This window comes from Streptomyces sp. NPDC029041 (genome assembly GCF_040637515.1).
Taxonomy (GTDB): Bacteria; Actinomycetota; Actinomycetes; order Streptomycetales; family Streptomycetaceae; genus Streptomyces.
Genome location: NZ_JBEZWO010000007.1, coordinates 198844 through 217970 on the forward strand (window position 1 = coordinate 198844; position 19127 = coordinate 217970).

Below are 19127 nucleotides of genomic sequence, written 5' to 3' on the forward strand. Positions count from 1 at the left end.
ACACTCACAGTGAACAGGGAAGTCAGTTGAGTTCCAGCGTAGTCCGTAGGCGCCCGGCGTGGACCGGTAACCCCGGTGCCGCTCCCCGGCGGGGGCGGGGCGCAGTTCCGGCCGAAGTGATCGCCGGGGCAGAAGGGCCCGGCCGCACCCTTGACGTCCGGGTGTGACGCCTCGACAGAATCTGTTTGTTCGCGATCAGTTGTGAGTACTTCTGGGCCCTCGTGAGGGAGATTCCATGTCGGTCACGCGCAGATCGGTTCTGTTCGCCTCCGCGGCCGCGCCCGCGGCAGGAGCGCTGCCCGGTGCCCCGGAGGCGTGGGCCGCCGGGCAGACCGGCGGCGCGCCCGGCCGCCGGACCGTCGCACTGCGCGACGGCTGGCGCTTCGCGCTGGTGAACCCGGGGGGCATCACCGACCCGACCGGCGCCTTCGCGGACGCCCACCTTCCCGGCTACGACGACTCCGGATGGCGCGAGACGGCCGTCCCGCACGACTGGAGCATCGAGCAGACCCCCACCACCGAGCACGGCACCACCAGCGGCACCGGCTTCCTGCCCGGCGGCCTGGGCTGGTACCGCCTGGCCTTCACCCTGCCGCCCACCCTCGCCGGCAAGCGCGTCTGCGTGGAGTTCGACGGCGTCTACATGGACTGCACCGTCTACTGCAACGGCACGGAGGCCGGCCGTCACCCCTACGGCTACACCGGTTTCGCCCTCGACCTCACCGACCTGGTGCACACCGACGGCACCACCGAGAACGTGATCGCCGTCGAGGTCCGCAACCGGCTGCCGAGCAGCCGCTGGTACTCGGGCAGCGGCATCTACCGCGAGGCCCGCCTGGTGATCACCGAACCGGTGCACGTGGCCCGCTGGGGCACCCGCGTCACCACGCCCGAGATCTCCGCCGAGCGTGCCGTCGTACGGGTGGCCACCTCCGTCGTCGACGCCTCCGGCAAGGGCGCGGACGTCGAGATCGTCTCCCGGATCACCGACCGCAGGGGCCGGACGGTCGCCCGTACGTCCTCCACCACCGCGGCCGTCACCGGCGAGCGCACCGTGACCCACGAACTGAGGGTCAGAAACCCGGAGTTGTGGGACTTCGCGACACCGCACCGCTACACCCTGCACACCGAACTCCGCGTCGGCGGCCGGACCAGCGACACCTACCGCACGGTCTTCGGCTTCCGCACCTTCCGCTTCGACCCGGACGAGGGCTTCTTCCTCAACGGCACCCACCACAAGATCAAGGGTGTCGACCTCCACCACGACCTGGGCGCGCTCGGCGCCGCCGTCAGCATCGACGCCGTCCGGCGGCAGCTGGAGATCATGCGCTCCATGGGCGTCAACGCCCTGCGCACCTCGCACAACCCGCCCGCGCCCGAGGTGATCCAGGTCTGCGAGGAGCTCGGCGTCGTCCTGCTGGTGGAGGCGTTCGACTGCTGGCGGACCGGAAAGAACCGGTACGACTACGGCCGGTTCTTCGACGAGTGGTGCGAGAGGGACGCGACCGAGATGGTGCTGGCGGCCCGCAACTCGCCCGCCGTACTGGCCTGGTCCATCGGCAACGAGGTCCCCGACTCCACCTCGACCGCCGGCCTCGCCATGGCCGACCGGATCATCGGGGCGATCAGGGCGTCCGACGACACCCGCCCGCTGGTCATCGGCTCCGACAAGTACCGCCGCCTGCCCGCCAAGGGCTCCGCGGCCGATCTGATGCTGGCCAAGCTGGACGGCCTCGGCCTGAACTACAACACCGCCAAGTCCGTGGACCAGCTGCACGCGGCCTACCCGCACCTGTTCCTCTTCGAGTCCGAGTCCTCCTCGGAGACCTCCACCCGCGGCGCCTACCAGGAGCCCGAGCGCCTCAACACCGGCGAGAACCACACCCCGGGCCGACGCGCGACCTCCTCGTACGACAACAACCTCGCCTCCTGGACCATGAGTGGCGAGTACGGCCACAAGAAGGACCGGGACCGTAAGTGGTTCGCCGGGCAGTTCCTCTGGTCGGGCATCGACTACATCGGCGAACCCACCCCCTACGACGTCTTCCCGGTCAAGGCGTCCTTCTTCGGGGCGGTCGACACGGCAGGCTTCCCGAAGGACATGTACCACCTGTTCCGCAGCCAGTGGACCAGCGAGCCGATGGTCCACCTGCTGCCGACGACCTGGAACCACGACAAGGGCGACACGGTCGAGGTGTGGGCGTACGCGAACGTCGCCACCGTCGAGCTCTACCTCAACGGGAAGTCGCTCGGCGTACGGCGGTTCGACACCAAGAAGACCCTCGACGGCCGCACCTACCTGGAGACGACCGAGGCGACCGGTGACGACAAGACCTTCACCGACGGCCCCCACCCCGGCAGCTACACCAGCCCGAACGGCAGCGCCGGCAAGCTCCACCTGACCTGGCGGGTTCCCTTCGAACCGGGCGAGCTGAAGGCCGTCGCACGGCGGGGCGGCACGGTGGTCGCCACCGACGTGCTGCGCACCGCGGGCGCTCCGCACGCGATACGCCTGACCCCGGACCGCGAGTCCGTCGCCGCGGACGGCCGCTCCCTGGTCTTCGTGACCGCCGAGGTCGTCGACCGGCACGGTGTGGTGGTGCCGGACGCGGAGCACCTGCTCTCCTTCACCGTGAAGGGAGGGTCCCTCGCCGGACTCGACAACGGCCGGCAGGAGAGCGCCGAGCGCTACCAGGCGAGCACCCGGACCGCCTTCCACGGCAAGGCCCTCGCCATCGTCCGGTCCGGCACCGAGGCCGGTGCGGTGAAGGTGACCGCCCGCGCCGAGGGGCTGCGCGCGGACACGGCGACCGTACGGGCCACCCGGGCCGGGGACCGGGCCGAGACCGCGCCGCCCGCCTTCGAGCCCGCGCACCCGGCCCCCGGCGGCCACCCGCACGCGGACGCGAGCTACTCCGGCCGTCCGGACACCCTCCCCTCCGCCATGCTCGACGGCGACTCCGCCACCGGCTGGTCCAACGGCTTCCTCAAGGAGGCCACCGCCCTGCTGCCGGCCTTCGACGGCGCGCGGGCCGAGGACTGGGTCTCGGTCGACCACGGGCGCACCCGCGGCTTCGACCGGGTGGACGTCTCCTTCACAGTCGACGCCGCCCACAGCCTGCCCGCCACGATCGCGGTGGCGGTGTGGGACGGCCGCGCGTGGCAGGGGGCCCGGGACACAGAGATCGACTGGGCGGCCGCGTCCGGCGCCCCCACTGTGATCACGTTCAAGGCCCTGCGCGGCTCCCGTATCCGGCTCACCATGACCAGCCGGCACCCCGGCGAGCCCCGCGGCGCGATCCGCATCAGCCGGCTGGACACTCCGCCCGCCTGAACCCCGGGCGCCACGGTCCGGACGGGTGACGAACAGCCAGTCCCGTCCGGACCGTTGACGGGGCGTCACATCTGCCACAACCATGGCCTCGTCCGCATCTGGGAGCGCTCCCACGCCGAGCGCCACCCGCACCTCCCGGAGGAGCCCAGACGTGAAACGACGCAGAACCGCCCTGCTGTCCCTGACGGCGCTGATGGCCACCGCGCTCACCGCGCTGCCGTCGGCGCCCGCCGGGGCCGACGAGGCCGAGCAGGTCAAGAACGGCACCTTCGACACCGGCACCGCGCCCTGGTGGACGACCAGCAACGTCACCGCGGGCGTCTCCGACGGCCGGCTCTGCGCCGACGTCCCCGGCGGCACCACCAACCGCTGGGACGCCGCCGTCGGGCAGAACGACATCACCCTCGTGAAGGGGGAGTCGTACCGCTTCTCCTTCAGTGCGACCGGGACGCCCGCCGGGCACGTGGTGCGGGCGATCGTAGGCCTGTCGGTGTCGCCCTACGACACCTACCACGAGGTGACACCGCAGCTCAGCGTCTCCGGCGACCGCTACTCCTACACCTTCACCTCGCCCGTCGACACCGCGCAGGGCCAGGTCGGCTTCCAGCTCGGCGGCAGCGCGGATCCCTGGCGCTTCTGCATGGACGACGTCTCGCTGCTCGGCGGGGTGGCGCCGGAGCCGTACGAGCCCGACACCGGGCCCCGGGTCCGCGTCAACCAGGTCGGCTATCTGCCCGCCGGGCCCAAGAACGCCACGCTGGTCACCGACGCCACGGCGAAGCTGCCCTGGCAGCTGAAGAACTCCGGCGGGACGGTCGTCGCCAAGGGCACGACCCTGCCCCGAGGCGTCGACGCCTCGTCCGGGCAGAACGTCCACTCGATCGACTTCGGCGCCTTCCGCACCAGGGGCACGGGCTTCACGCTCGTCGCCGACGGCGAATCCAGCCGGCCCTTCGACATCGACGCGAGCGCCTACGAACGGCTCCGTCTCGACTCGGCGAAGTACTACTACACCCAGCGCAGCGGCATCGCGATACGCGACGACCTGCGGCCCGGCTACGGCCGCCCGGCCGGGCACGTGGGAGTGGCGCCCAACAAGGGCGACACCGCCGTGCCCTGCCAGCCGGGCGTCTGCGACTACACCCTCGACGTCGGCGGCGGCTGGTACGACGCCGGCGACCACGGCAAGTACGTCGTCAACGGCGGCATCTCCACCTGGGAACTGCTCAGCACCTACGAGCGCGCCCGGCACGCGCGCACCGGGCGGGCGGACAGGCTGCGCGACGGCACGCTCGCCATCCCGGAGAGCGGCAACAAGGTCCCGGACATCCTCGACGAGGCACGCTGGGAGCTGGAGTTCCTGTTGAAGATGCAGGTGCCCGACGGCAGGCCACTGGCCGGCATGGCCCATCACAAGATGCACGACGAGCAGTGGACCGGCCTGCCGCTCATGCCGCACGACGACCCGCAGAAGCGTGAACTGCACCCGCCGTCCACCGCCGCCACCCTGAATCTGGCCGCCACGGCCGCGCAGGCCGCCCGCCTGTACCGGCCCTACGACAGGGCGTTCGCCGGCAAGGCCCTGGCCGCCGCGCGCAAGGCATGGTCGGCCGCGCTCGCGCACCCCGACCGCTACGCCTCCGAGAGCGACGGCATCGGCGGCGGTGCCTACCCCGACAGCGACGTCACCGACGACTTCTACTGGGCGGCGGCCGAGCTGTACCTGTCCACCGGGGAGAAGCGGTACGAGGAGTACGTCCTGAAGTCGCCGGTCCACACGGCCGACCTCTTCAAGCCCATCGGCTTCGACTGGGCCCGCACCGGACCGGCGGGGCGGCTCGACCTGGCGACCGTGCCGAACAAGCTGCCCGGCCGGGACGCGGTGCGCCGGTCCGTCGTCCAGGGCGCCGACCGCTACCTGGCCACCCTCAGGGCACACCCCTACGGCATGCCGTACGCGCCCGACGGCCACACCTACGACTGGGGCTCCAGCCACCAGGTGCTCAACAACGCCGTCGTCCTCGCCACCGCGTACGACATCACCGGCGCCTCGAAGTACCGGGACGGCGCGCTGCAGAGCATGGACTACATCCTGGGCCGCAACGCGCTGAACATCTCCTACGTCACCGGCTACGGCGAGGTCAGCGCACAGAACCAGCACAGCCGCTGGTACGCCCACCAGCTCGACCCCGCTCAGCCCAACCCGCCGAAGGGCACCCTCGCGGGCGGGCCGAACTCGAGCATCCAGGACCCCTACGCGCAGAGCAAACTCCAAGGTTGCGTCGGCCAGTTCTGCTACGTCGACGACATCCAGTCCTGGTCGACCAACGAGCACACGATCAACTGGAACGCCGCCCTGACCCGCATGGCGTCCTTCGTGGCCGACCAGGGGTAGGAGAGGGGCAGCGATGCGCTGCCGGGGGAGTCCGTCGGGAGGACTCCTCCGGCACGCGCGCGTAGCCTGGTGTCATGCCAGCGGTGCGGGTCGACGGCATCGAGGTCGCGTACGACCGGGTGGGCCAGGGCCCGCCCCTCGTGCTCGCGCACGGCGCCATCGCGGATGCCCGTCAGTTCCGCCCCCAGGCCGAGGACCTGGCCGACGAGTTCACCGTCGTCGCCTGGGACGAGCCGGGCGCCGGCCGCTCCTCCGACGTCCCGCCCGCCTTCACGCTGGCGGACTACGCCCGCTGCCTCGCGGCCGTCGTCGAGGACGTGGACCTCGGCCCCGCCCACGTACTCGGCACCTCCTGGGGCGGGACCGTCGTGCTGGAGCTCTACCGGCACCACGCCGAGGTCGTCCGGACGCTGCTTCTCGTCGACACCTACGCGGGCTGGAAGGGTTCGCTGCCGGCGGCGGAGGTGCGGTCCCGGGCCGAAGGGGCGGAGCGGATGCTGGCCGTCCCGGCCGAGGCGTTCGCACCGACCATGCCGGGTCTGTTCGCCGGGAAGCCACCCCCCGAAGCCGTACGCCTGCTGTCCGTGATGTCGGCCGACACCCGGCCCCAGAGCATGCGGACCGAGCTCACCGTCATGGTGGAGGCCGATCAGCGGGATCTGCTGCCGCGGATCGCGGTACCCACGCTCCTGCTGTGGGGCGAGCTCGACACCCGCTCACCCGTGGCGTCCGTGGCCCACCAGTTCCTCGAAGCGATCCCGCGGGCCACGCTGGTCGTGCTCCCGGGCATCGGGCACCTCAGCAACATCGAGGCCCCTGAGCCGTTCAACCGGACCGTCCGGGAGTTCTGCCGCGCCCACTCCTGACCCGCGGCGCGGTCCCGTCCGCCCGCGCCCGATCGTGGGCCCGGGGGTCACTGGGCCGTCCTCGGCAGGTGGGCGAGCTTGTCGGGGTTGGCCACGACGTAGATGCCGCGCACCCGGTCGCCCTGCGGCGTGAGGTCCAGGACCAGGACGGCGAACGGCGCGTCACCGTCGAACAGCACCACCGCGTCGTCGCCGTTGACACGTCGGCGGTGCCAGACCGGGTGGTCCGGGCCGCCCCGGCCGGCGGTGAGCAGACGGGCCACCTTGTCCCGGCCGTGCACCGGACGCAGACCGGCCCGCCGGCGCTTGCCGCCCGCGTCGGTCCACGCCGTGACGTCCGGCGCGAGCACCTCCATCAGCTCGGCGATGTCCCCGCCCAGCGCCGCCCTCAGGAACCGCTCGGTCGCCTCCCGCCGCACCCGCGGATGCGCCTCATACCGTGGCCGCCGGGCGTGCACGTGCTCCCGGGCCCGGTGCGCCAACTGGCGTACGGCGGCGGGGGAGCGGTCGATGATCTCCGCGATCTCGGCGTGCGGATAGCCGAACACCTCGCCCAGCACGAACACGGCCCGCTCCAGCGGTGTCAGCGACTCCAGGACCACCAGCATCGCCAGTGACACCGACTCGGAACGCAGGGCCGGGCTCTCGGCGGTCTCGCTCTCCTCCGGGGCGACCAGGGGCTCGGGCAGCCACGGGCCGACGTACGTTTCCTGCCGACGGCTGATGACGGCACGGCGGCGCAGCGCGTGGTTGACCGCCACCCGGACGAGATAGGCACGCGGGTTGCCGACGCCGGCCAGGGGGGCGCCCCCACCGCGGGCCGTCCAGGACAGCCACGTCTCCTGCAGGACGTCCTCGGTGTCGGCGACGCTGCCGAGGATGTTGTAGACGACGCCGAACAGCAGCTCGCGATGGTCGGTGAACACCCCGGTCGCCTGGTCGAGCGGCGAGCCGGTGCGGTCTACGGAGAACTGGGTCATGCGTGGGCCTCCCGTGGACGTCTCACCCCTGTGAGCCGGACGGGGCCCCGGAATGTGACACCGAACGGTCTCCTGTGACCCACATCACCGGACGACCTTGCTCGTGGTACCACCTGAAAACCATCCTGACCTGGGGGTATTTACGAGTCAGTACCCGAGCGGTACCGTGATGGCATGCCAGCTCTCAACGTGGAGTTCAGCGACCGCGAACTTGAGGACCTCAGGCAGATCGCCAAGGAGCGCGGTACGTCCATGAAGGCACTCGTGCGGGAGGCGGCCGCGGCCGACATAGCCCGCCACCGGGCCCTGCAGGAGGGCGCGGAGGCCTTCCGCCGGTTCTTCGCCACCCACGCCGACGAGTTCGCCGCCGCGTTCCCCGACGACGAACCGCCCGCCAAGGGCGAAGGGCGGGCCGCCTGACCCATGGCGCCCGTGATCCATATCGACGTGCCCTGGCTGCTTCAGCGCCATGAAGAGGTGCTGCCGGACCAGCCCACCGTCAACGACTTCTCCGCGCTGGTCGCCGCCGTCGCCCGGCACCGTGTCGACCCGCCGCGTCTCGGGGTGAACTCCGACCCGGCCTGGCGGGCCGCCGCGCTGCTGCACGCCATCACCGTGCTCCGGCCGCTGCCCTCGGCCAACGCCCGCTTCGCCTGCGCTACCGCGGTGGCGTACATGTTCGTCAGCGGCGTCGGCATCGACCCGCCCTACGGCGCCCTGGTCGACCTCGCCCGCGACCTGCTGTCCGGCACCACCGACGTCTACGGCGCGGCGGACCGGCTGCGGTCCTGGCAGATCTGAGGAAGCGGGCCGGGTGCCGATGCACACAGGCCGCAGGGAAATGTCGAAAACGGGTGCGATCCGTGCACATCCGTTCCCCGTTTCTGACTTTCTGTCAATGGTGGGGATGTTGTCCGGGCGCCTTGTTGGCCGTGTGCGGGTTGTGCGAGAGTGAAACGCGCGTGCGGGGGGAATGGCCGGGTGTCGCACGTGATTTGTGGACCACGTCCGATTCGCCGTCGGTGAATTATCACCTCCCGCGCACCGTCAAAAGAGGAACGCACCAACCGGGCCTCCTTTTTCGGCGACAGAACTTCTGTGTGTCACATGCGTGGGAAGGAACCATCTCAGTGCCCACCCCCCACCCCCCTCGTCCTCCGTATCCCCCGCCCGGCGGGGATCCGGGGGAATCCGATGAATCACTCGCCGCCCCACTGAGAGGCAGTCCGGAGGGCGAGGTCGCCGCCCATTCCGTGGCGCTGCTGATGGCGCGGCACTACCAGCCGGTGCACGACTACGCGGTCATCTGTCTCGCCTCGTCGGCGCAGGTCGCCGCCATGGTGACCGGGACCGCCTTCCACCGGACCCTCAACCGCCTCGCGTTCGGCGAGTCCGCCGTCGCGCTGCGCCCGGCCCTGCTGGTGACCGTGCGCGACACGATCCGCGAGTGGTCCGCCGACGATCGAATAACAGCCGTTCTGCCCGCCTTGCAGAAACCGGCCGGAGGACGCGGGCTGCGCGCGGCCACGTCCATGACGCCCGAAAATCGGACCCTCGCGGAGCGGGCATTCCAGGCACTTCCCGCGGACTCGCGCTGTTTGCTCTGGCACGCAGAGGTCGAGGCAGATCCTTTAAGCGTCCCGGCCGGACTGCTCGGCATCGACGCCGACATCGCGGCGGCGGCCCTCGAACAGGCGCGGGAGGCATTCCGCCGAGGCTGTGTACAGGCCCATCGCGAACTCGCACCGACCCATGATTGCCGGTTCTACAACCGCCTCCTCGACGTCCCGATCCGCCGGGGCGGCGCACTGCTGCCGGACGTCCAGCAGCACCTGGACGAGTGCCGCTACTGCCGGAACGCCGCGGAACAACTGAGCCATTTCGAGGGCCCGCTGGGACCTCTGATCGCCGAGGCGGTGCTCGGCTGGGGCGCCCGCCGCTACCTCGACTCACGCCCGGGACGTGCCGCGCAGGCCACGGGGGGCGCTCGTGCGAACCGGCGCGGCGGCGGACGCCGGGGCGGCGGGCGGCACGGGCTGCTGTCCCGGCTCCCCGTGCCCGCCCGAGGCCTTCCGGAGGCGCTGCGCTCCTCGCGGGCACTGCTCTCGGGCGTCGGCGCGGTGTCGGCCGGGGTGCTGGCGACGATCCTCATCATCAGCGCGTCGTCCTACGACGGCGGGGAGGCCGACCCGGCCGGCTCCGACAGCGCCGCCGGCGGCAAGGGCTCCTCGTCGGTCACGCCCCCCGGCAAGGCCGGGCTGCCCGCGGCCGAGGGGGTGATGCGGCTGCGCAACGCCGGTGCCGATCTGTGCCTCGACATCCGCGACCTGCCGAAGGAGGGTTCCGGTACGAAACTGGCGGACTGCTCCCCGGTGTGGACCCAGCAGTGGACCTACGAGGACGACGGGCTGCTGCGCAGCGTCGCCGATCCCGGGCTGTGCCTGGACTCCCACAAGGACGCCGGTGTCGTCGTCCTCGGCACCTGCGCCGAGGAGGATGCCGAGCGGGGCGAGGACGTGCGCTACGACCTCACCGTGCAGGGGGAGTTGCTGCCCCGCTGGGACGAGCAACTGGCCCTCGCCCCGGCCGGGGACGACCCGGACGCCGACATCGTCGTCAAGGTCCGCGACCGCTCCTCCGACGCCCAGCGGTGGCAGGCCGAGCCCCTGCCGGCTGCGTCCGGTTCCCTGTCGATCGAGGAACAGGGCGACCCGGCGGCCCGCCAGGTGACCCTGGCCGACGGCCGGACCGGGTGACGAAGGACCCTGAGGCCTGACGGGGCTGTGCGGCGGACGCGCCGCGCAGCCCACCCCTCACGCCGGATCCTCGACGAGGTCGGCAGGACCGATCGTGTCCGGCGTCGCATGGCCCGACAGGGCGAGCGTCAGGTCCAGTTCGGCGAGCAGGCAGCGGATGACGTGCTCGACACCGGACCGGCCGTCGAGGCCGAGGCCGTAGACGTAGGGGCGGCCGACGAGGACCGCGCGGGCGCCGAGGGCGAGGGCCTTGACGATGTCGTCGCCGGTGCGGACGCCGCTGTCGAAGAGGACGGTGAGCCGGTCGCCCACCGCCTCGGCCACGCGGGGGAGCGCGTCGGCCGCCGCGACGGCCCCGGCCACCTGACGGCCGCCGTGGTTGGAGACGACCACACCGTCCACCCCGGCGTCGGCGGCCAGACGCGCGTCGTCCGGGTGCAGGACGCCCTTGAGGACGATCGGGCCGTCCCAGTTCTCCCGCAGGAACGCCAGGTCCGGCCAGCTCTTGGCCGGGTCGGAGAACATCCCGACGAAGTGCATCACCGCCGCGTTCGGATCCTCGTGCACCGGCTTGGCCAGGCCCGCCCGGAACGCCGGGTCCGAGAAGTAGTTGGCGGTGCCCACGCCATGCAGGAACGGCAGATAGGCCTGGTCGAGATCGCGCGGCCGCCATGACAGCAACGGCGTGTCCAGGGTGACGACCAGGGCGGAGAACCCGGCCGCCTTCGCCCGGTTCAGGAAGCTGCGGGCCACCTCCGGGTCCTTCGGCCAGTACAGCTGGAACCAGCGCTCGGCGTCGCCCATCGCCTCGGCGACCTGCTCCATGGGCGTGCTGGACGCCGACGACAGGATGAACGGCACGCCCTGCGCGGCGGCGGCCCGGGCCGCGGCGGACTCGGCCTCCGGGTGCATGATCGACAGCACGCCGACCGGGGCCAGGGCGAGCGGGGCCGGGAGGGCACGGCCCAGTACCTCGACCGACAGGTCCCGCTCGTGCACGTCCCGCAGCATGCGTGGCACGATCCGGCGGCGCTCCAAGGCCGCCCGGTTGGCGCGGGCCGTACTGCCGTTGCCCGCGCTGCCCGCCACATAGCCGACCGGCCCGGGCCCGAGCCGCCGCTCGGTGAGCTCCTCCAGCCGGGTCAGATCGGTGGGGAGCCGCGGTACGGCGCCCGTCATCCCGTTCAGATAGATCTCGTACTGGAAGTCCGCCCAGTGCCTGCCCACCGTACGCCCCGCCTCTCGTCGTCTCCTCGTCGAGACCGCCCTGCGGGCGACGATACCGAGCGGTATGCGGTCCGCGGGATCAGGGCCGGGCCACCGCCGCGTGCAGGACGCGGGCCAGTTGGCGCGGCTGCGAGAACATCGGCCAGTGCCCGGTGTCCAGCGTCACCAGGTCCCAGCCGGAGTTCTCGAGGAGCGCGGCCACGGCCGGCATCGGCTCGTCCCCGTCGAGGAGACACTTCACGTACGTCGCCGGCAGTGCGTCCAGGGGGCCGGCCAGGACGGCGGGTTCGGTGAGCGTGACGCCGGGGTGCGGGGTCGAGCCGCCCACGATCCGGGCGATCTGCTCGTCCGTCAGCCCCTGCCCCGCGTAGTCCTGCGGGCCGAGGGGCAGCCAGTACCCGGCATGGTCGTCGATCGCCCGCCGGACGTGGTCACTGGGCCAGCCCGACAGGAAGGACTCCCCGTCCACCGGAACGTTCCCGTCGACGAACACGACGCGCCGCAGCCGGTCGCCGATCCGCTCGGCGGCCTGCCCGACCGGGATGCCCGCGTAGCTGTGCCCGACCAGCACGACCTCTCGCAGACCGAGTCGTTCCACCTCCTCCACGATGTCCCGCACGTGCGTCCGCTGCCCGGCCGGCTGTGTGTCCCGCCGCTCGGCGAGGCCCGACAGCGTCAACGCATGGACCGCGTGCCCGGCGTCGCGGAGTTCCGTGGCCACCTCGTCCCATGCCCACGCCCCGAGCCAGGTCCCTGCCACCATCACGAAGTCGCTCATGCGGGCAACGTAGCCGCGTGCTCTGACAACGCCTCGCGGCCGCCGGGCTGTCGGCCCTGTGTCACTCCTGGTCGTCCGCACCGGACGTGTGGTCCGGCTCTGCGTCCGGACCTTGGGCCCGGACCCGCCGCACGTGCTCGAGCGAGTCGCGCAACTCGGCGAGCCAGTCGTCCGTGTGGCGCTGCACCAGGCGCACGCACCAGGCCAGCGCCTCGCTGCGGCTGCGGGCGACGCCGCCGGCGATCAGGGTGTCGAGTACCTGGCGTTCCGGCTGCCGCAGCCGCGTCATGACCGGCGCGGCGACGTGCGTGAAGAGCGTGCGCCGTCCGCCGCACTCCACGCCCCAGGACACCTTGCGGCCGAACCGGTGCTCGGCCTCCCGGGCCACGGCCATCCGGTCCTCACGGGTGCGCTCCCGGAACTCCTGCGCCCGGCTCTCCAGGGCCGCGTCCCGTTCGCCGGCCGGGGCGTCCCCGGCCAGCCGCGGTGCGGGGATGCGGCCGATGACGGTGATCTCCTCGCGGTCGACCGTGATCTCGGCCAGTTCCTCGAAGAGGTCATCGGGCAGGCGGCCGGCGAACCAGCCGCGAAGCTTCTCTCGCTGCTCATTCGTAATCATGTAATGACGATTACTCGGCCAGTCCATGAACACAAGGGGTCACGAAGGAGTCGGCCCAGAGCGGAATCGGAATGTTTCAGGCCTATTAACGAAGACGTGGAAACCGGCCAGCTGGCCGCTTCGCACCCCCGGGAACCGCGCGGTTACGGGCTCCACCGGCGTGAACTCCGTAACTTCGCGCCACTGATTCAATACGCAAGGTTACTGAAACCCGTGGGGTCGATGTGTGTTTCCGCGGCGGACTCGGCAGACTCGCGCTCGCCGCTCCGGGCACCGACCGAGCACGGACGGCACACCCTGTCATCGATGCGGAAGGATGCACACAATGCGGACCACCGCGCGCTGGGCCATGACCATCGGCATGACGGCCACCGCCGTCTGCGGACCCCTCTCCGGGGCCGCGCTCGCCTCACCGGGTCAGGCCCCCACCGCGCTCTACGCCCCGTCGGCCCTCGTCCTCACGGTGGGCCACGGCGAGAGCGCGCTCGCAGCGACTCCGGAACGCGCGGTCACCCTGACCTGTGCCCCGAAGGCGGCCGGCACGCACCCGGCGGCCGGGGCGGCCTGCGCGGAACTGCGCGGTGTGGGCGGCGACTTCGACGCCCTGACCGCGAAGGACGGTGTGATGTGCACCAAGCAGTACGACCCCGTCGTCGTCACCGTCGACGGCGTGTGGCAGGGCAAGCGCGTCTCCTATGAGCGCACCTTCTCCAACGACTGCATGAAGAACGCCTACGGGACGGGCGTCTTCTCCTTCTGAGAGGGCTGAGCCCACAGACCGGGATCGCGCTGGAACCGTGAAGCACAGCGGGCCGTGGCTGGGGAGCCGGGCCGTTGTCACGAGGAGTCGCGATCTCGCACAAGGAGGCCGGCGGGCAGTGTGGGGCTGCCCGCCGGCCTTCGGCCTTTCGCTGCCCCGCGGCCTGGGGTCCTTATCTCTCAGGCCCGGTCGCGGTGGCTGGTGTCGCACCACGGGTAGCGGCGGCTGCGGCGGCATGTGCACAGGGCCACGCGGAAGCGGTCGGAGGTGACCACCGAGCCGTCCTCCAGCTCCACCTCCACCGGGCCCTCCATCAGCAGAGGGCCCTTGCGCTGGACGGTGACGCGGCGTGGCTCGGCGGGCCGGTCAGACGGGGAGTTCGGCACGGACGACCACCAGCTCTTCCTTGTCGTCGGTCGCGGGCAGCAGCCCCCGCTCCCGCAGCCAGCTTTCCCGGCCGCGCAGCACCGGCCCCAGGGCGATCCGGTGCCGACGGGTCACCGCGGCCTTCAGACCGGCCGTGCGCAGCTGCCCGACGGTCGCGTCCGGGCCGCTGAGTGCCGACTGCACGAGCAGCAGGACCCCGCCCGGCCGCAGCAGTCCGGGCGCCTCCCGGCAGATACGGTCGACGACCAGACGCCCGTCGGCGCCCGCGTCCCAGGCCCGGGCCGCGCCTCGCGGCGGTCTGCGATGACCGTCCGGCGCCGGCACGTACGGCGGATTGGCGAGGATCAGGTCGAACGTCTGTCCCCGTACGGGGTCGAAGAGGTTCCCGTGCCGGATGCGGACCGGAAGCCCCGCGAGCCGGGCGTTCAGGCGTGCGGCCCATACGGCGCTCCAGGACACGTCCACGGCGGTCACACGGTGGCCCCGGCGCGCGGCGTGAAGGGCCAGGGCACCGCTGCCGGTGCCCACGTCGAGGACTTCCGCACCCGGGGGCAGCGGCTCGTCGGACAGGGCACCGGCCAGCAGCTCGGTGTCCTCCTGCGGGGCGTACACGCCCGGGGGTACCAGTGCAATCACGGACGCCGGGTACCCCGGCCATCAGGAGATATGAGCTGTTTCCCGGGCAAGCGGCGCACGCAGTGACGAACGGGAGGCACGCCAGTCGGTGAGCAGCCGGGCGCCGAAGCGTTCCTCGACGAACTCGGTGGCATCGACGCCGAAGGCGATGTCCGGAGCGAGGTACGGCTCACGCTCGAGCAGTCCGCCGATGACGTCGTGGCGCACCACCTGCTCGTGGACCGCGTCGGCCTCCACGTGCTCGTCGTAGAAGTGCTCGGCGGCGGGCCCGGCGCCGGTGCGGCGCATCGCCTCGGCGAGCCGCCGCGACCCCGGTGACGAGGTGATCTCAACCGTCGCGAAATGGCCGACCAGGGCGCCCCTGAGAGCCCGGTGCAGCCCGAACAGGGACATCATGTTCACCGTGACCAGGGCCTCGGCACACGCCGCGTCGAGATAACGCCCGTACGCGGTGTCCAGGCCCAGGTCCGTCATCAGGTCGGCGAACAGGCGGGCGTGGACCCGCTCGGCGCGGCCGCCGCCCCACTCGTCGAACTCCACCGCCGCCATCGCCGCCTTCGCCCGGCCCGACAGCCGCGGCAGCACCCAGGCGTGCGGGTCCGCCTCCTTGAGGTGGTAGAGGGAGCGCTGTGCCGCGTACTCGCGCACCTGCCACAGCTCGCCCTCGTCGCGCAGGAAGTGACTGACGCCCGTGCCCTGCACGGGCTCGACCAGCAATCCGGCCAGTGCCTCGTCCACGCTGTCGTGTACGTGCGCGTCGGTGCGCAGCGCCGACAGAAAGCGGTGTTCCATGGCAGCTCGGACGCGCAGCAGGTCCGGGTCCCACTCGCGCTCCGGGGGAACCTCCGCGAATCCGCGGTAGTGCAGCTCGTAGCACAGGTACAGGGCGAGCTGGAGGTCGTCGCCGTACACCTCGGCGCGGGCGACGTCCTCGAGGCCGGGCAGCCGGCCCGCGCCCCGCAGATACGCGTCGACGCCCCTGCTCAGGGGGCCGCGCGGGGTGGGCAGTGGTGGTCCGTCGTGCTCCATGCGCGCCGGGTACCCACCCGGCGGCCGAGGTCACCCGCCGAGTGGCGCTCGCCCAGGGGGTACTCCGGCGTGTCATGAGCAACCGGGCTGCGGGGGTGGTCGTCACCGGTAACGAGGACCGGGGCACATCATGTGATCAACGAGATGAGATCTCGGGGCCTGGAGGACATCGGCTGGACCATCCCCGGCCAGGCGTGGACGTACGGGAACCAGGGGCCCGGCCCCGGGCCGGGTTTCCCCGACGCGGAGCGGGGCCACGACTGGTTCGCGGTCGACGGGGCGAGCCGTGGCCGCGAATCCGCCCGGGGTGGCACGGGCCCTGGCGGCGCGGCCGCTCGGGCCAGCAGCCCAGTGGCAACGGCGCGCCCGCATCCCGTCAGTCTCCCTCGGACTGCTCCTGCGCGCGCGTGTTGGGGGTGATGGCCTCCCCGGCCTCGCCCCGGTGGCGGCGTTCCTCTGCGGAGTCCGCGGTGCGGGTCTCGGCGTCCTCGACCTCGCGCAGCACCTCCTCGAGTGCCGTCTCGGCCGGCTTGCCGTGCCGGTCCTCGGCGTGGTCGTGGTCCTTGTGCTGGGACACGGGGTCTCCTTTCCTCGTGTGGTTCGTCCTGTCTCGGCGGGTGTTCAGCTTCCGGCGCGGGCTATGCGCAGCGGCACCGGATCGGCGGGGGCGGTCTCCTCACTGCGCAGGGCGACCTCCGCCCACCAGGAGGGGCCGTCCTCGATGTGGCGCAGCAGCACTCCCTCGCGGATCGCCCAGGGGCAGACCGTGACGGCCTTGATGCCGGTGAGCTTCAGCGCGGTGTGCCCGACCACGGCTCCGGCCAGGCTCTGGGCGGCGCGGGGTGCGGAGATGCCGGGCAGGTGCGCGCGTTCGGCGGCGGGCAGGGCGGCCAGCCGCGCGATCGCCGTCCGCAGGTCGGAGCGGGTCATCTGCCGGTCCACGAAGGGGCCATGGCGTCCGGGTGCCGCGCCGCACAGCCGCCCCAGTTGCTGGAAGGTGCGGGAGGTGGCGACCGCGGTGCGCGGGCCCTCCCAGCGGATCCGCGCCGCGACGTCCCGCAACTGGTGGCGGACCTTGCGACGCAGCGCCCGCACCCGCTCCGGCGACGGCGGGTCCTCGTCCTCGAAGAACTCGTGCGTCAACCGCCGCGCCCCCAGCGGCAACGACGCCACGAAGTCCGGCAACCGGCCTCGTCCGAAGGCGACTTCGAGCGTCCCGCCGCCGATGTCGAGCAGTGCGAGCGGTCCCGACCGCCAGCCCATCCAGCGTCGGGCCCCGAGAAACGTCAGTTCCGCCTCGACCTCACCCGGCAGGGTGCACAGGTCGACGCCCGTCCGGGCGCGGACGGCGCGCAGCACCTCGCGCCGGTTCGGCGCGTTGCGCACCACGGCGGTCGCGAAGGCCGGCGGTCCGGCGGCGCCCCACCGGGCGGCCGTCCTGTCGGCCTCGGCCACGGCGTCGACGAGTTGCGCCACGGCCTGCTCCGGAATGGGTCCCCCCGGTGCGACCTGCTCGGACAGCCTGAGCCGCCATTTGGCGGTGTGCACGGGCAGCGGCACACCGTCCGCCGCGTCCGCGACCACGAGTCTGACCGTGTTCGATCCCACGTCCACCACGCTGATTCGCATGGCCGGTGGGTACCCACTTCCGGGTCCGCCCAACAGGGCGCGGGCGGCGGACCGGCGAGGACGCGCCACCGGCGGCAGGGGAGGAGGGGGCAGCGGGGAAGGGACGGGGAGAGGGGACGGCCGTGGCCCTGCGCACGACGGTCCCCGGCACCCCCGTCGGTCACATGTGCACGACCGGCGCCGCCTCCGGGTCCTGCTGCGGCACCCCGCGCCGGTGCAGCACCAGGGTGATCAGCGCGCCCGCGGCGAAGAACCCGGCCGACCACCAGAACGCGGTGGTGTAGCTCTCGATCGTGGCCTGGGCCCGCACGAGCCCGCTGCTCGGGTCCTTGCCGGCCAGGTAGTCGGTCGCCGCGCTCGCGGCGAGGGTGTTCAGCAGTGCCGTGCCGATCGAACCGCCCACCTGCTGCATGGCGTTGACGGTGGCGGAGGCCACGCCCGCGTCCTCGGCCGCGACTCCGCCCGTGGCCAGTTGCATCGCCGACGGCATCACCAGGCCGAGCCCTACGCCGACCACGACGAGCTGCGGCAGCACCGCGCTCGCGTAGGAGGAGCCGACGCCGATACCGGTCAGCCAGGCCATGCCGGCGGTGGCGACGGCGAAGCCCAGCGGGACGACGGTCCTGGGACCGAGGCGCGGAAGCAGCACGGTCGTGCCGAGCTGGGCCATCACCATCAGAGCACCGACCATCGGCAGGAACGCCACACCGGTCTTCGTGGGGCTGAAGCCCAGGTGGAGTTGCAGATAGTAGGTGAGGAAGAGGAACACCCCGAACATGCCCGCACCGCTGATCAGCAAGGCCAGGAAGGACGCCCCGCGGGTGCGGTCGAGCAGGATGCGCAGGGGCAGCAGCGGGTGGGCGGCGCGGGTCTGCCACCAGGTGAAGGTGGCCAGCAGTACGGCGCCGGCGATCAGGAGGCCCCAGGTGAGCGGCGAACCCCAGTCGTGGGTCTCCGCGTTGGAGAAGCCGTAGACGACGGAGAACAGGCCGCCGGCGACCAGGATCGTGCCCGGCACGTCCAGTTTGGCGGTCGTGGCGTCGCGGCGGTTGCTCAGCAGGAGCCAGCCGCCCGCGAAGGCAACCACCGCGATGACGACGTTGACGTACAGCGTCCAGCGCCAGTCCAGGGCGTCGGTCAGGATGCCGCCGAGGAGCAGGCCCACCGCACCGCCGGCACCGGCGATGGCGCCGTAGACGCTGAAGGCGCGGGCACGCTCGCGCGCGTCGGTGAACGTGGTGTTCAGCAGTGACAGCGCGGCCGGTGCGAGCAGAGCGCCGAAGACGCCCTGGAGGGCGCGGGCGACGACCAGCGTCTCGAAGTCGCTCGCCGCGCCGCCGAGCGCCGAGGCGGCGGCGAAGCCGACGATGCCGACGAGGAAGGCCGGTTTGCGGCCGAACAGGTCGGCGATCCGGCCGCCGAGCAGCAGCAGGGAAGCGAACGCCAGCGCGTAGGCGGTGACGATCCACTGCCGGTCGCCGTCGGAGAAGTGCAGGTCGGCCTGGGCCGACGGCAGGGCGATGTTCACGATGGTGGCGTCCAGCACCACCATCAGCTGGGCCAGGGCCACGACCGCGAGGATCCACCACCGCTTCGGCGAGGCCGCAGGGGGCGTCGTCCGGGCGGCGGCGCTCTCGGGCGCGCTGTCGGTGAGGGATTTCTGTGGCATGGGAGCACCCGTTTCCAGGGATGGCGTACGAGAGAGGCATGATCAGCTAAACGAAACGGTTT

At 72.2% G+C, this 19127-nt stretch carries 17 protein-coding genes and 1 pseudogene; 8 read left to right on the forward strand and 10 right to left on the reverse strand.

Translation table 11 applies throughout. The features are described 5' to 3' along the window. Positions 1–235: 235 nt before the first annotated feature. The 3 genes from AB0F04_RS19570 (at position 236) to AB0F04_RS19580 (ending at position 6595) form a co-directional block, all read left to right on the forward strand. Positions 236–3334, forward strand: coding sequence for a glycoside hydrolase family 2 TIM barrel-domain containing protein (locus AB0F04_RS19570; RefSeq protein ID WP_362043128.1), 3099 nt, complete (start codon positions 236–238; stop codon positions 3332–3334). A 151-nt stretch (positions 3335–3485) separates the two neighbouring features. Beyond that, a complete protein-coding gene (locus AB0F04_RS19575; protein WP_362043130.1) occupies positions 3486–5729 on the forward strand; it encodes a glycoside hydrolase family 9 protein in 2244 nt (747 codons plus the stop codon). 74 nt (positions 5730–5803) lie between these two features. After that, positions 5804–6595, forward strand: coding sequence for an alpha/beta hydrolase (locus AB0F04_RS19580; protein WP_362043132.1), 792 nt, complete (start codon positions 5804–5806; stop codon positions 6593–6595). Positions 6596–6642: 47 nt separating this feature from the next. Here AB0F04_RS19580 and AB0F04_RS19585 read toward each other — a convergent pair whose 3' ends face one another. Further along, positions 6643–7575: a sigma-70 family RNA polymerase sigma factor gene (locus AB0F04_RS19585; protein ID WP_362043134.1), complete on the reverse strand. Its 933-nt coding sequence runs from the start codon at positions 7573–7575 to the stop codon at positions 6643–6645. Positions 7576–7749: 174 nt separating this feature from the next. Here AB0F04_RS19585 and AB0F04_RS19590 point away from each other — a divergent pair, with 174 nt between their 5' ends. The 3 genes from AB0F04_RS19590 to AB0F04_RS19600 all read left to right on the forward strand — a co-directional run bounded on the left by AB0F04_RS19590 (position 7750) and on the right by AB0F04_RS19600 (position 10331). After that, positions 7750–7995, forward strand: a complete 246-nt coding sequence (locus AB0F04_RS19590) for a hypothetical protein (protein WP_030845137.1) — start codon at positions 7750–7752, stop codon at positions 7993–7995. A 3-nt stretch (positions 7996–7998) separates the two neighbouring features. Beyond that, positions 7999–8376 (forward strand): toxin Doc, encoded by a 378-nt coding sequence (locus tag AB0F04_RS19595; RefSeq protein WP_190896391.1) that lies wholly within the window; start codon positions 7999–8001, stop codon positions 8374–8376. Positions 8377–8705: 329 nt separating this feature from the next. Beyond that, complete coding sequence (locus AB0F04_RS19600) at positions 8706–10331, forward strand: RICIN domain-containing protein (protein ID WP_362043136.1); 1626 nt, start codon at positions 8706–8708, stop codon at positions 10329–10331. A 57-nt stretch (positions 10332–10388) separates the two neighbouring features. On the opposite strand, the gene AB0F04_RS19605 is transcribed toward AB0F04_RS19600, so the two are convergent. From AB0F04_RS19605 to AB0F04_RS19615, 3 genes are all read right to left on the reverse strand, one after another. Beyond that, positions 10389–11558, reverse strand: coding sequence for a lactate 2-monooxygenase (locus AB0F04_RS19605; protein ID WP_362043138.1), 1170 nt, complete (start codon positions 11556–11558; stop codon positions 10389–10391). Between the two features lie 79 nt (positions 11559–11637). Then, positions 11638–12336, reverse strand: coding sequence for an alpha/beta hydrolase (locus tag AB0F04_RS19610; protein WP_362043140.1), 699 nt, complete (start codon positions 12334–12336; stop codon positions 11638–11640). A gap of 61 nt (positions 12337–12397) precedes the next feature. Next, a complete protein-coding gene (locus AB0F04_RS19615; protein WP_362043142.1) occupies positions 12398–12955 on the reverse strand; it encodes a hypothetical protein in 558 nt (185 codons plus the stop codon). A 325-nt stretch (positions 12956–13280) separates the two neighbouring features. On the opposite strand from AB0F04_RS19615, the gene AB0F04_RS19620 reads away from it, so the two are divergent. Beyond that, complete coding sequence (locus AB0F04_RS19620) at positions 13281–13715, forward strand: protease inhibitor (RefSeq protein WP_362043144.1); 435 nt, start codon at positions 13281–13283, stop codon at positions 13713–13715. Between the two features lie 179 nt (positions 13716–13894). On the opposite strand, the gene AB0F04_RS19625 is transcribed toward AB0F04_RS19620, so the two are convergent. The 3 genes from AB0F04_RS19625 to AB0F04_RS19635 are packed head-to-tail and all read right to left on the reverse strand — an operon-like array spanning position 13895 to position 15767. Beyond that, entirely contained in the window at positions 13895–14101 is a 207-nt protein-coding gene (locus AB0F04_RS19625; RefSeq protein ID WP_352100971.1) for a CDGSH iron-sulfur domain-containing protein, read from the reverse strand. Beyond that, positions 14082–14738 (reverse strand): HemK2/MTQ2 family protein methyltransferase, encoded by a 657-nt coding sequence (locus tag AB0F04_RS19630; protein WP_362043146.1) that lies wholly within the window; start codon positions 14736–14738, stop codon positions 14082–14084. Before AB0F04_RS19630 ends, AB0F04_RS19625 begins: the two co-directional genes overlap by 20 nt. Positions 14739–14759: 21 nt before the next feature. After that, complete coding sequence (locus AB0F04_RS19635) at positions 14760–15767, reverse strand: iron-containing redox enzyme family protein (protein ID WP_362043148.1); 1008 nt, start codon at positions 15765–15767, stop codon at positions 14760–14762. An 80-nt stretch (positions 15768–15847) separates the two neighbouring features. Between AB0F04_RS19635 and AB0F04_RS19640 the strand changes: the two are divergent. After that, positions 15848–16104 (forward strand): annotated as a pseudogene (locus AB0F04_RS19640) (flavodoxin family protein); the annotation flags it as partial. Positions 16105–16143: 39 nt separating this feature from the next. On the opposite strand, the gene AB0F04_RS19645 reads toward AB0F04_RS19640, so the two are convergent. From AB0F04_RS19645 to AB0F04_RS19655, 3 genes are all read right to left on the reverse strand, one after another. Then, complete coding sequence (locus tag AB0F04_RS19645; protein ID WP_362043150.1) at positions 16144–16344, reverse strand: hypothetical protein; 201 nt, start codon at positions 16342–16344, stop codon at positions 16144–16146. Positions 16345–16388: 44 nt separating this feature from the next. Next, the gene (locus AB0F04_RS19650; protein WP_362043152.1) at positions 16389–17396 is read right to left on the reverse strand and encodes a Ppx/GppA family phosphatase; all 1008 of its coding nucleotides are present in this window, start codon (positions 17394–17396) and stop codon (positions 16389–16391) included. Between the two features lie 160 nt (positions 17397–17556). After that, entirely contained in the window at positions 17557–19065 is a 1509-nt protein-coding gene (locus AB0F04_RS19655; protein ID WP_362043153.1) for an MFS transporter, read from the reverse strand. Positions 19066–19127 lie beyond the last annotated feature (62 nt).